At 61.5% G+C, this 13,179-nt stretch carries 9 protein-coding genes; 3 read left to right on the plus strand and 6 right to left on the minus strand.

Features of this window, described 5'->3' with window-relative positions:
• Window positions 1–24: 24 nt before the first annotated feature.
• The 3 genes from ACSQ83_RS00325 to ACSQ83_RS00335 form a co-directional block, all read right to left on the minus strand.
• Window positions 25–1,305: a nucleotide sugar dehydrogenase gene (locus ACSQ83_RS00325; RefSeq protein WP_414948092.1), complete on the minus strand. Its 1,281-nt coding sequence runs from the start codon at window positions 1,303–1,305 to the stop codon at window positions 25–27.
• 150 nt (window positions 1,306–1,455) lie between these two features.
• Complete coding sequence (locus ACSQ83_RS00330; protein WP_436226887.1) at window positions 1,456–2,292, minus strand: polysaccharide deacetylase family protein; 837 nt, start codon at window positions 2,290–2,292, stop codon at window positions 1,456–1,458.
• A complete protein-coding gene (locus ACSQ83_RS00335) occupies window positions 2,289–3,386 on the minus strand; it encodes a glycosyltransferase (protein WP_436226888.1) in 1,098 nt (365 codons plus the stop codon). The genes ACSQ83_RS00330 and ACSQ83_RS00335 overlap by 4 nt, the downstream gene beginning before the upstream one ends.
• Window positions 3,387–3,794: 408 nt before the next feature.
• On the opposite strand from ACSQ83_RS00335, the gene ACSQ83_RS00340 reads away from it, so the two are divergent.
• Window positions 3,795–4,562: a glycosyltransferase family 2 protein gene (locus ACSQ83_RS00340; protein WP_436226889.1), complete on the plus strand. Its 768-nt coding sequence runs from the start codon at window positions 3,795–3,797 to the stop codon at window positions 4,560–4,562.
• Here ACSQ83_RS00340 and ACSQ83_RS00345 read toward each other — a convergent pair.
• On the minus strand, window positions 4,531–5,628 hold the full coding sequence (locus ACSQ83_RS00345) for a glycosyltransferase family 4 protein (protein WP_436227074.1): 1,098 nt from the start codon (window positions 5,626–5,628) through the stop codon (window positions 4,531–4,533). The genes ACSQ83_RS00340 and ACSQ83_RS00345 overlap by 32 nt on opposite strands.
• A gap of 11 nt (window positions 5,629–5,639) precedes the next feature.
• The gene (gene dnaE, locus ACSQ83_RS00350) at window positions 5,640–9,203 is read right to left on the minus strand and encodes a DNA polymerase III subunit alpha (protein ID WP_436227075.1); all 3,564 of its coding nucleotides are present in this window, start codon (window positions 9,201–9,203) and stop codon (window positions 5,640–5,642) included.
• A 262-nt stretch (window positions 9,204–9,465) separates the two neighbouring features.
• Between dnaE and ACSQ83_RS00355 the strand changes: the two genes are divergently transcribed.
• Together ACSQ83_RS00355 and gluQRS are read left to right on the plus strand one after the other, a co-directional pair.
• A complete protein-coding gene (locus tag ACSQ83_RS00355; RefSeq protein ID WP_436226890.1) occupies window positions 9,466–10,416 on the plus strand; it encodes a sulfurtransferase in 951 nt (316 codons plus the stop codon).
• 45 nt (window positions 10,417–10,461) lie between these two features.
• On the plus strand, window positions 10,462–11,346 hold the full coding sequence (gene gluQRS, locus ACSQ83_RS00360; RefSeq protein WP_436226891.1) for a tRNA glutamyl-Q(34) synthetase GluQRS: 885 nt from the start codon (window positions 10,462–10,464) through the stop codon (window positions 11,344–11,346).
• A 121-nt stretch (window positions 11,347–11,467) separates the two neighbouring features.
• Here the strand turns inward: gluQRS and ACSQ83_RS00365 are convergent, their stop codons facing one another.
• On the minus strand, window positions 11,468–13,096 hold the full coding sequence (locus ACSQ83_RS00365; RefSeq protein WP_414969276.1) for a DEAD/DEAH box helicase: 1,629 nt from the start codon (window positions 13,094–13,096) through the stop codon (window positions 11,468–11,470).
• Window positions 13,097–13,179 lie beyond the last annotated feature (83 nt).

The following is a 13,179-nucleotide window of genomic DNA, read 5'->3' on the forward strand; positions in this document are numbered from 1 at the left end:
GGTGAGCTAAGCTTTTCCGGGTTTTTACAATCGCCATGCGACGAGACCTGCTGCGCTGATCACATCGAGCGGCAGGCTCGACTTCACATCGGCGAAGACGCCGCCGGGTTTCGCCAGCGCCAGCAAAGCCTCGGTCTTCTGCAGAAAATCGCGATGCGGAACCGCCAGCACAATCAGGTCGGCCGGTTCAAGCGCGTCGAAAGCGGTCAGCGTCACGCCGTATTCATCGAAGGCTTCCACGGCATCCGCGAGCGGATCGTGAAGCTGAACCTCGAGCCCGTAATCCTGCAGGTGATGGACGATATCGATGACTTTCGAATTGCGCAAATCCGGGCAATTTTCCTTGAATGTCAGCCCAAGGACCACCGCCTTGGCACGCAGCGGCGCGCGCCCGGTCCCGATCAGCGTCTTCACGGCGCGATCGGCCACGAAACGGCCCATGCCGTCGTTCACGCGCCGGCCGGCGAGGATCAGCTGGGGCGTATAACCCGAGATCTGCGCCTTGTGCGTCAGGTAATACGGGTCCACGCCAATGCAATGTCCGCCCACCAGTCCCGGCGTGAAATCCAGGAAGTTCCACTTGGTGCCGGCGGCGTCCAGGACTTCGCGTGTGTCGATATCGAGGTAATCGAAGATGATGGCCGCCTCGTTCATCAGCGCAATATTCAGGTCACGCTGCGTGTTCTCGATAACCTTCGCGGCCTCGGCCACCTTGATCGAACCGGCACGGTACACGCCGGCCGTCACCACGGAGCCATAGACCTGCGCCACCAGGTCAAGCGTGGCGGCATCCGACCCGGACACGATCTTCACGATATTGCAAAACGTATGCTGCTTGTCACCGGGATTGATGCGCTCCGGACTGTAGCCGACCGTGAAATCCGTCCCCAGCGTGAGGCCCGATTCACGCTCGAGGATCGGGATGCAAATCTCCTCGGTGACGCCGGGATAGACCGTCGATTCATACACGACCACGTCGCCACGCTTGAGCGCCCGACCAACCGTTTCGGACGCCCGCTTCACCGGCATCAGGTCCGGCTGCGCGCCCGAGCTGATCGGCGTAGGCACCGCGACAATATGGAAATTGGCTTGCCGGAGGACGTCGATGCTATCGGTCAGATCGAGGTGCGCCGCCGCCAGTTCGTCCTGGCGAACTTCGCCGTTGCGATCGAGGCCCGCGCGCAGTTCGGCAAGCCGGGCCGGGCTTGTATCGAACCCGATTGTGCGGCGTTGCAGGCCGAATGCAATGGCGACGGGCAAGCCCACATAGCCCAGGCCGATGACGGAGACGTGGCGATCATGCATAACAATAGGTACTCGTAATGGTCAGGACGGGTATGCCCGAAGGCCGCTCCGCGCAGGTCGGCACGGGGCGGGGCAAATGCTGGGGCAAATGCTGGGGCAAATGCTGGGGCAAATGCTGGCCAGGATGCTGGCCCAAGCGCTGGCAGCCCGTCATTTGATTTTCAGGTAAAGGCGGCTGAGAAGCGGCCGGCTATGCACCCACAAACGGCTTTTCAGCCACGCGGCCGGCTTGTCGCGCACATCGAGTCGCAAGATGCGCGCTGGATCGCCGTGACGCGAGTTCGTGCCGGGTTCAACGGTATATAGATGGCGAAAGCCCGCCGCGTGCGCTTCTTCTACGTAGTCGGTATCGAAATAGCCTTGCGGCCAGCAAAGATGATCCGATACATCCCCAAGGTGATGCGCGAGTGCCGCCCGTGCCTGTTGCAAATCGTCGCGCAAGCTCGCGCGTTTGGTGGATGCATCCGCGCTCACGCGATCCCAGCGCGTATGGGTGTGCGTGTGGCTGTGAAACTCGAAGGTCCCGGCTTGGCGCATTGCATCGATTTCCGACCAGCGCATGATGGCCCGGTCGCTCTCGCCGGCTTCGATTGCCGCTTTCGCGGCGGAGTGACCCAGCAGGCCCGGAAGGTTCGCGGCGGACGTCGAGGGCGTTGCGTTCGGACGCACAGGCCCGCTGTTCACCCAGCCCGACACCAGGAATCCGAGCGCCGTAAAACCGTATTCGGCGAGTACTGGATGCGCGTGAACCCAGTTGTCGAGATAACCGTCGTCGAAGGTGAGCACGACCGACTTCGCCGGCACCGGTTCGCCCGCCAGATACGCGCTGAACGCCTGCGCACCGAGCGTGGTGTAACCCTCGCGCGCGAGCATGGCCATCTGGTCCGCGAAATGCACGGGCGACACTGTCACCGCGCCCGCCGCCGGACTCACGTGGTGATACATCAGCACGGGCACGGCGCGCGCGGTGCTCAGCGTCGTACTCATGCAATGCCTCGCTCGCTCAAGCTGCTTCGATAAAACGCCGCCGTCTCGTTTGCCATGGTATCGACGGAAAAGCGCGTCTGCGTGATCCGCAAACCGGCTTCGCCCATGCGGCGGCGTTCGTCCGGTGCATCGACCAGGCGCAGCAGCGCGGCGGCCAATGCAGGGTCGTCGTGCGCGGGCACGAGTAGCCCGTTCACGCCGTCATCGATCACTTCCGGCACGCCATCGACCGCCGTCCCGATCACCGGAAGGCCTGCCGCCATTGCCTCGATGAACGACGTGCCCAGCGCCTCTTGATGAGTCGGCAGCACGAACAGGTCGAAGCCCGCCAATACGCTGGGAATATCGCGGCGCAGGCCGAGCAAATGGATGTGATCGGCAAGCCCTTGCGCTTGAACGTTCCCGCGGATTTCGTCGAAGAGCGGACCGTCGCCGGCAAAGACAAAATGCAGGTTCGGCCGCTGTTCGATCAACGGCTTCGCGACGCGGATCAGGTCGGGATGCCCCTTCTTGTCGCGCATGATGGCCACCGTGCCCGCGATCACGGCGTCATCACGAAGGCCCAGTTCCGAGCGCAACGTGGAGCTGGCGCGGCTCACCGGCTGCGACTTGACGATGCCCGTATAGATCGTGACGATATTCTTCTGCGGCACGCCCTCGGAGACCAGGTAACGCATCACCGACTGGCTCACCGCCACGACCTTGTGCGGGAGCCACGTGTAGGTCGCCCGCGACGTGATGGCAAGCGCCAGATGCCGGGTCCGCACGATCAGCGGCGTGCCCGAGAGCCGCGCGGCGGCGCCGCCGAGCAGGCTGTCGCGGCCGCTATGGGTGTTTAGCACGTCGAAACGGCCTTGCTTGAGAATGCGCCGCATGTGCGCGACCGCGTTGATGTCGGCGCCTGAACGCATGGGCGTGGTGTGGACCGTGAAGCCTTCAGCCGCAAGACGCTCGCCGAGCCGTGCACCCGGTACGCACACGAGTTCGAGCGTATGACCGCGCTCGCGCAGCGCGAGCATTTCCTTGAACGTCCGATGTTCCTGACCGCCCCATCCGTTGGACGATTCGCTGTGCAGAATTCTCAGCGGTTTCATTACTATGGCGAACTCCGAGTGACTCTGGGTAGTTTCAACGTGAATGGTGCCGAAACCGGATGCCGGATTGCGGACCCGCGCGTCGTGTGTTCCCGGCGCTGCTGCGTCTTTTTCGGCGATGCAATCCGTCTCGCGATCGTCCGCGGTATCCGTCTCGCGATCGTCCGCGGTTTTTGGACGCGTGGCCGGCCGCACACGGCACGCAGTCACCGGTCTGGTATAACGATGACCGGGCGGTCAGGATTGATGCGGAACGCGTATGGCGTGATTTCACCCGGCCTCGCCAAGACTGCCACGCCCTGTTATGGACCCGGCCAGCAACGAGACAGCGACTATAAACGCAGCATTCACCGCTAAAACTTTTCGCATCAAATTATAGCAATTCGCATACCCCACGCTTACGTTCCCATGACTCGTCCAACGCTTGGTATTGCCCTGATTACCTTCAATGCAGCCGCACGCCTCGCGCAGTGTCTGGAGGCGGTTTCCTTCGCCGATGAAATCGTTGTAATCGATGGCGGCAGTACCGACGCAACCGTCGGCATAGCGGAGGCGCATCGCGCGCGCGTAATCGAGGCGCGCGACTGGCCAGGGTTCGGGCCGCAGAAAAATCGCGCGCTCGATGCGCTCACGACCGACTGGGTGTTATCTATCGACGCCGACGAAGTGGTCTCGCCGGAATTGGGCGCGGCGATCCGTGCGGCGCTCTCGAAGCCGCAAGCGGAGGTCTACTCGGTCGACCGGCTGTCGAATTTTTGCGGGCAATGGGTGCGGCATAGCGGCTGGTATCCGGACTGGATTCCGCGCTTGTTCAAACGAGGCACAGCTCGTTTCTCCAATGACCTCGTGCACGAGCGGCTGGTGCTGACGAACCCCGATTCAACCAAGGTCACGCGTCTGCAGGGCAAGCTGATGCACTATTCCTACGAGGACTTCGAGACTGTCTTGCGCAAGCTGGATAGCTATTCCACGGCCGGCGCGCGTCAACGGCACGCAGCGGGCAAGCGCGGCAGCCTTGCAACCGCAGTTCTGCGCGGGATGTGGGCCTTTATTCGCACCTACCTTCTGCGACGCGGTTTTCTCGACGGTCGCGCGGGTTTCATGATTGCCGTGTTCAATGCACAGACCGTGTATTACCGGTTTCTCAAGCTTTCTGAACTGAACCGGATGCGCTGACAGGCATGTGGGCGACTATGCCTTCGGCGAGCGCCAGCAACGCTGAAATGTGCGCGGCAACGCTGGAGTCGTAGAGAATGGACGCCGCCGTCACGTTGGTATTTTTCGCATCCAGTGCGCGCCGGATGGCGTGCCGCAGGCCTGCTGCGTCGCCCGGCTGGAAGGTAAATTTCGCGTCGTCCGCAATCGCGCTGCAACAGCCTACGCTGGTTGGGAAAATCACGGGCGTGCCGCACATCACGGATTCGATACCGACCAGCCCGAACGGCTCGTACTTCGAGGCAAGCACCGTGAAATCCGCAGCCCGATAAGCGTCCTCGATATTCTTCGCATACCCGATATAGCGCAGTTGCCCGGAAGTCTGCGCGGGTGGCCGCCCCGCGACCGCGACCACCACCGGAAGTCCGCTGTCACGCAGCGCGGCCTCGATCAGCGGCAAGCCCTTGCGTTCGTGGCTACTCGATGGAAACAGCAACACGATCTCGTTATCGGCGAAACCAAACTGCTTGCGCAACGCGCTGCGTTTCCGGCCCGGCACGGGAGAAAAACGCGTGCCGTCGACTGGCGGATAAAGCACGCGGATCTTCGAGTCGGCCACGCCGTAGAGCGAGCGCAATTCGTCGCGCATCATGTCCGAGTGAGCGACGATCACACTGGCTTGCTCGTACTGCAAACGCTCAAGCACGATCTGGCGGCTGTCCGAGCGCCGCTCGCGCCGGCCGGTCGCAGCAAGAAAGCCGATGTGCGTACCACCGCAAACCGCGATCTCGGATGACTCCACACGATTGCAGCCAATCAGCAGATCGACCCGTGCGTTCTTGCGCGCCCGTTCGAGCGCCCAGTTGTAGTACGTGTCGCGCAGCCGGGAAGGCAGGAACGACACGTTGATCCGGCGCGCGTCGACCATCTGGCTTTCCGGCTGCGACGGATCAATCTTGCGTGCGAAAAACACCGGCTTGCGCTCGCCGGTAAACCCCGCCGCGTTGAGCCCTCGAACCAGGTCCAGCGCGTAACGTTCAAGTCCGCCGCTGAGTTTCAGCGCATTCGCGGAGATCGCGACTTTTATCCCGGCGCGCATCAATACACGATTTCGATTGAGCTTCCCGCGAATTCGCCGCGCAGGGCCGTGATGAGATCGTCCGTCGGCTTGACACGCCATGCATCGCCAAGCCGTACTTCACCTTCCGCATGCTCGCTTCGATACACGATGCTCACGTTCAGGCCATTCGGGATATGCACCGGTTGCCGTTGCCCGCGGCCGCCGTCACGATCACCGCCTCCGCGTGAACCTCCACGCGACGGCGCCTGCACCGCTGCCGGTGCTGCCGCCTGTTCAGGCGGCGCGCTATACGCTTCCAGCACTTTCTTGAGCCGCAGTGCGTCGGCGTTGCCGTTCATTTCCACCTTCACCGCCTGCGCATAGCGGCTGCGTGAACGTTCGAGATCCATGGACGCTTCCACCGTAAAACGGATGCCGCCGGTGAACGCGTCGTTGCGTGCCTGCCCCTGCACGACCAGCAACTCGTCTTCCTTGTAGAGCGCCTTGTTCGCTTCGAACTGCTCGTTGTACACGGTCACTTCGCACTGGCCGGTGCCGTCGTCCAGATTCACGATCAGCATCTTGCCGCGCTGGGTCATCTGGGTGCGCATGGTGGTGATCACTCCGGCAACAAGCTTGTCGCGCCCTTCCTTCAATTCGCCGATCTTCTGGCGCACAAAACGCCGCACTTCGGTTTTGTATGCATCGAAGAGATGGCCCGACAGGTAAAAGCCCAGCGCGCTCTTTTCTTCCTGCAAACGCTTCTTGTCCGACCACATGGGTTCGTCGAGAAGGTCGTGGCCTTGTTGCGGCTCGTCGCCCATGTCGAAGAGACCGGATTGCATGGCGTTGGCCGCGGCTTGATCGGCCGCCTCCATTGCCAGCGCCACCGATGCAATCAATTGCGCGCGGTTGTCGTGCAGCGAATCGAACGCGCCCGCGCGGATCAGCGCTTCTACCGTGCGGCGGTTCACCATGCGCCGATCGACCCGCATACAGAAGTCGAAGAGATCGGTGAACGGCGCTTCTTCCCGCGCGCGCAAGATTTCTTCGATAGCGCTCTGCCCGCTGCCCTTCACCGCGCCGAGGCCGTATCGGATCGTCTTCGAACGCTTGCCGTCGGCTTCGGCTACCGGCTCGAACCGGTATGCCGACTGGTTGATGTCCGGAGGCAACACGGCCATCTTGTTGACGATGCAATCCTCGAACAGGATCTTGACCTTGTCCGTGTCGTCCATGGCGAGCGACATATTCGCCGCCATGAATTCGGCTGGATGATGCGCCTTGAGCCACGCCGTGAAATACGCGAGCAATGCATACGCGGCCGCGTGTGACTTGTTGAAACCGTAGCCGGCGAACTTCTCCATCAAGTCGAAGATTTCGTCGGCTTTTGCTGCGGTCAGTCCATTCTTCGCTGCGCCCTGCCGGAACAGTTCGCGATGCTCGGCCATTTCCTCGGCCTTCTTCTTACCCATTGCACGGCGCAGCAAGTCGGCGCCACCGAGCGAGTATCCGCCGATAATCTGCGCCATCTGCATCACCTGCTCCTGATAGACCATGATGCCGTAGGTCTCTTTCAGGACAGACTCCACACGCGGATCGGGATACTCGACGATCTCGCGGCCGTGCTTACGCGCGCAGAAGCTCGGGATCAGGTCCATTGGACCCGGTCGGTATAGCGCCACCAGCGCGATGATGTCTTCGAAGCGGTCAGGCTGTGCGTCCTTCAGCATGCCCTGCATGCCGCGGCTTTCCAGCTGGAACACAGCCACCGTATTGGCTTTCTTGAGGATCTGAAACGAGGCGGGGTCGTCGAGCGGAACCTGCGACAAGTTCCAGCTTTCCTTCGATGGATCCAACCTGCGGATATACCGTTCAGCCCAATCGAGAATGGTAAGCGTCGTCAAACCCAAGAAGTCGAACTTGACCAGCCCGACCGCTTCCACGTCGTCCTTGTCGTACTGGCTGACCACACCGCCGTCTTCGCCCTGCGTATAAAGCGGGCAGAAATCCGTCAGCTTGCCCGGCGCGATCAACACGCCGCCCGCGTGCATGCCGACGTTACGCGTCAGCCCTTCCACGCGCTGCGCAAGTTCGATCAACTGATGCACTTCGTCTTCGTTGTCGAAGCGTTCCTGCAGCGTAGGCTCTTCCTTTAGCGCGTCCGCGATGGTCACGTGCTTGCCCGGCTTGAACGGGATCAGCTTCGCGATGCCATCGGTGAACATGTAGCCAAGATCGAGCACCCGGCCAATGTCCCGCACGGCCGCCTTCGCCGCCATCGTGCCGAAGGTCGCGATCTGCGATACAGCGTCCGCGCCGTACTTCTGCTTCACGTACTGAATGACGCGGTCCCGCCCTTCCTGACAGAAATCGATGTCGAAGTCAGGCATGGACACACGGTCCGGGTTCAGGAAACGTTCGAACAGCAGGTTGTACTTGAGCGGGTCGAGGTCGGTAATGAACAGCGCGTACGCGACCAGCGAACCGGCACCCGAGCCGCGGCCCGGACCGACCGGCACGCCATTGTTCTTCGCCCACATGATGAAGTCGGCGACGATCAGGAAGTAACCCGGGAAGCCCATGCCAATAATGGTCTTGCACTCGAATTCCAGGCGCGCGTAATACGTCTCGCGCTGCGCTTCGCGCGCGGCTTCGTCAGGATAAAGCTGGATCAGCCGTTTCTCGAGACCTTCCTTCGACAAATGCACGAGGTAGTCGTCGAGCGACATGCCATCAGGTGTCGGGAACAGCGGCAGTTTCGGCTTGCCGAGTTCGAGCTTCAGGTTACAGCGTTTCGCAATCTCGACCGTGTTGGCGAGCGCCGACGGAATGTCCGCGAACAACGCGCACATTTCCTCTTGCGTGCGGAAATATTGCTCGGTCGTGAAGCGCTTTTGACGACGCGGATTCGCGAGGATATCGCCCTCGGAAATACACACGCGCGCTTCGTGCGCCGTGAAATCGTCCGGGGTCATGAACTGCATGGGATGCGTAGCGACTACCGGCAGCTGGAGCTTCGCGGCGAGCGCGACGGCTTGCTGAATATAGGTCTCGCCGCCGGGCAACGCAGCACGCTGCAATTCGATGTAAAACGCGCCCGGAAAGAGCTTGGCCCAGCGTTCCGCGTGACGAACGGCTGCCTGATCATTGCCGGCGGCGAACGCCATGCCAATGTCACCATATTGCGCGCCCGACAGGGCGAGCAAGCCTTCAGACAATCCGCCCTCCAGCCACTCGTATTCGACTTCGGCGCGACCGCGATATTGATTGGTCAGCCAGGCTTTCGACAGCAGCTCGCACAAATTCAAATAACCGCGCTGGTTCTTCACCAGCAACAGCAAACGCGCGGGTTTGTCGCGATCTGCGGGATTGGTGATCCAGACGTCGCAGCCGGCAATGGGTTTGACACCCTTGCTGCGCGCTTCCTTGTAGAAACGGACGAGGCCGAAAGCGTTGCCGAGATCGGTCAGCGCGAGCGCGCCCTGACCGTCCTTGGCAGCGGCTTTAACGACGTCGTCAAGGCGCACGATGCCGTCGGCAATCGAGAATTCGGAGTGAACACGAAGATGGACAAAGCGGGGATCTGACATGAACGATATTGTACATGCGCCTATTCGCGAAATTCGCCCCGAAGACAGCGTTAGCCGTTCGGCCAGGGGTAATTAATTCGACCAATAAGCTGGATGAAAAGCGGGACGAAAAAAGTGCCGAATCGGCGCGGGCTCATCGGCCGATCGGTCGAGTCGGAAGCGCGCGCCGTTTGCGGGATAATACGGATTCGATGAACGCCCCAAGTACTCGTCGAAACCGCTTTTTCCTCCGGCAACGCCCGTTTTCCAGCACTTTAAGAGCATTTGCGTCATGAGCATCGTCAACCTTTCTGCTTATAAGTTTGTGACTATCGAGAGCGGCGCCGACTGGCGTCCGCTGATTGTCGACCGGTGTACCGCACTCGGCCTGCGTGGCACGATCCTTCTCGCACCCGAGGGCATCAACCTGTTTGTCGCGGGGGAGCCAGAGCAGATTGGCACGTTCATGGAATACCTTCGTACGGGTCCGCTTTTCGAAGGCAAATTCGCCGATCTCGAGTTCAAGGAAAGCGTGTCGGCCACCCAGCCGTTCGGCAAGATGCTCGTCAAGCTGAAGCGCGAAATCATCACCATGAAAAAGCCGGCAATCCGGCCTGAACTGGGCCGCGCGCCGTCCGTCGGCGCGGCCACGCTGAAGTCGTGGCTGGATCGGGGACATGACGACGAGGGTCGTCCCGTCGTCATGCTGGACACGCGCAATGCGTTCGAAGTCGATGTCGGCACGTTCGATCAGGCGCTGGATTACCGCATCGCGAAATTCAGCGAGTTTCCGGGCGTGATCGAGGAGCATCGCGCGGATCTCGAAGGCAAAACGGTGGTGTCGTTTTGCACGGGCGGGATTCGCTGCGAGAAAGCGGCAATCCACATGAAGGAAGTGGGCATTGACCATGTCTATCAACTCGAGGGCGGCATTCTCAAATACTTCGAGGAAGTGGGCGGCGCGCATTACCACGGCGAGTGTTTTGTATTCGATCACCGGACGGCGTTGAACGCCGCGCTCGAGCCGGCGCCAATTGCGCAGAACGGCGGGGAGCGAGCGTCGGCTGACACATCAGGCGCGGAAGACGATGCAGCCGATACCGACGAGGCGCACGCAGCGATTACGGCAGACGGCCAAGCGTCGTTCCCCGGTCCGAGCCATGGCCAGCAAGCGTCGCAGGCAGAAGCCCCCGGCACGTCAACATCAGCGGCGCACGACCTTTCGTCGCGCGCCGCGCGCTGATCGGATGGCCGCGTTGCAGCTTGCGTTGACGGATCGGCGGGTCGGATGAACCCTGAACCGGGCTATCGGGGCCGTTTTGCGCCTTCACCCACGGGGCCGTTGCACTTCGGCTCTTTGGTGAGCGCGTTGGCGAGTTTTCTCGATGCTCGGGCGCATGGTGGAACGTGGCTGGTCAGGATTGAAGATGTCGATGGCTCACGCACCGTGCCGGGTGCGGCTGCGGAGATCCTGGACACGCTGGGCAAGTTCGGCATGTTTTCCGCCGAGCAGCCGGTCTGGCAAAGTCAGCGGGAAGCTGCATACCAGCAGGCCTTTGAGCAATTGCTAGCCGCCGGCTTAGTGTTTCCGTGTGGTTGCACGCGTCGCGAGATAGCCGATTCCCTCGCTCACAATCACACTCGGCACACCACGCTGGCTTATCCGGGTACATGTCGCAAGGGGCTGCATGGCAAACCAGCGCGTGCGTGGCGGATGCGCGTTCCAGATGGCGATGCCGCCATTTTGAGCTTCGAGGATCGCTGGCAAGGAACGCAGACGCAGGATCTGGCAAGCGAAGTCGGTGACTTCGTGCTCAAGCGTGCCGACGGAGAGTGGGCGTATCAACTGGCGGTAGTCGTCGACGACGCGGATGCTGGCATTACGCATATCGTGCGCGGCGCCGATCTGTTGGACTCGACCGCACGCCAGATTTATTTGCAGCGTTGTCTGGGTGTTGCAACGCCCGTGTATTTGCACGTGCCCGTCATAGTGAATGACCTCGGCGAGAAACTCAGCAAGCAAACGGGTGCAACGGCGCTCGATACAGGAGCCCCGCTGGTTGAGTTGACGCAAGCGGCAAAACATCTTGGTCTGCACCCGTCCCCGGCCGCGTCACTCGAAGCGTTTTTCTCCGATGTCACCGCGCAGTGGGCAAAACGGTTCGGGATTTAAGACCTGGTTGCAGGGCGTTGATTCCAGAACGTTGCGAACGGACCGTTAAAAACAAAAAAGCGGCATCGCTGCCGCTTCATCGTTTGTTCACTGGCCCCGCTCTAATAACGACAAGATAACCTCAAGACCCCGAAGGCGTTCTCCGCGGCATACCCAGCCCACCTAGCAACGCAGCCAGCGGCTGGCGCGGCGTGTTCTTGCGTTCGGCTTCAGCCGCCGCATCGTCCTGGGTCTTTCTCGTCGATGCCGCCGACGGCTCGTACGGTTTCAGGAAGAAATCGTCAATTGGTTGCTGGCGCGTATGCGAACGTTCGAACGACGTCGAACGGCGACGCGGCTCCTCGCTACGCGCATGGCGATGTTCACCACGCTCCGGCCGGCCCGAGCGCTCTTCGCGACGCGGAGCAGAAGCTGATTCGCGCCGCACCGGCACGTCGACCTTCAGCACCATCACTTCGAGCGGCCGCTTGATCAGCTTTTCGATATCGGCGAGTTGCTTGCGCTCGTTGGGGCTGCACAACGACAACGCATCCCCCGACGCGCCCGCGCGGCCCGTACGGCCAATCCGGTGAACGTAATCTTCCGCGCTGAACGGCAGGTCGAAGTTGATCACTGCAGGCAGGTCGGTGATGTCGAGACCGCGGGCGGCCACATCGGTTGCAACCAGTGCTTCGATCTCGCCCTTCTTGAATGCCTCAAGCGCCTGCATCCGCTCGCCCTGCGTACGATCGCCGTGAATCGCCGTCGCAATAATCCCGTCCTTCTCCAGCACGCGCGACAGCCGGCTCGCGCCAATCTTGCTATTACAAAACACCAGCACCTGCTTCAGGCCGCGCTCACGAATCAGTTGCGTCACTGCGCCGGATTTATCGCTTTCCGCGACTTCGAAAACAATCTGACGCACATTCGCGTTCGTGGAATTGCTGCGAGCAACTTCGATGGTTTGCGGATTGCGCAGATACGTTGCTGCCAGTTTCTTGATTTCGCCCGAGAAGGTGGCCGAAAACAGCAGCGTCTGGCGTTCCTTCGGCAGCAGATTCAAGATGCGCTGCAGGTCCGGCAGGAAGCCCATGTCGAGCATCCGGTCGGCTTCGTCGAGAACGAGAATCTGCACCTGGCCAAGATTCAGCGTCTTTTGCTGAACGTGATCGAGCAAGCGTCCGGGCGTGGCGATCAGGATTTCGACGCCGCGCCGCAAAGCTTCCGACTGCGGATTCATGTCGACACCACCAAACACGACCGTGCTGCGCAATGGCGTGTGCTTGGAATACGCCTGGACGTTAGCCGCGACCTGGTCGGCGAGTTCACGCGTTGGCGTGAGGATCAGCGCGCGAACCGGGTGGCGTGCGGGCGATGCGCTCGTGCTGGCCATCGGCAGCAAACGCTGGATGATCGGCAGCGAAAAGCTCGCCGTCTTGCCCGTGCCCGTTTGCGCGGCGCCCATCATGTCGCGGCCGGCCAGCACCACGGGGATCGCTTGCGCCTGGATCGGCGTGGGGATCGTGTAGCCGGAATCCACCACGGCTCGCAGGATGTCAGCGGACAGGCCGAACTGGTCGAACGTAGGCACGGGGCCGGGCACGGCAGATTCAGTGGCGCCCAACTCGAGCACGGGACCGGGCGCCGCCGTGGCGGGACTCGCCTGTATCTCAGGCGTGACAGGATTCGCTTGAACTGCGGCGCTGGAATCAGCCCCGGGAGCAGCGTCGGGTGAAGCGGCGGACGGGTTCGTGGCGACGGAATCGGACATGGTGACTTTGGTGGCTTTCGCTTTCGCTAAAAATGCGCCGGAGCGGCGCGCGAGCGGTCATTCCACCGCTCATGGACATCGGA

Source organism: Caballeronia sp. LjRoot29 (assembly GCF_964252755.1).
Taxonomy (GTDB): Bacteria; Pseudomonadota; Gammaproteobacteria; order Burkholderiales; family Burkholderiaceae; genus Caballeronia.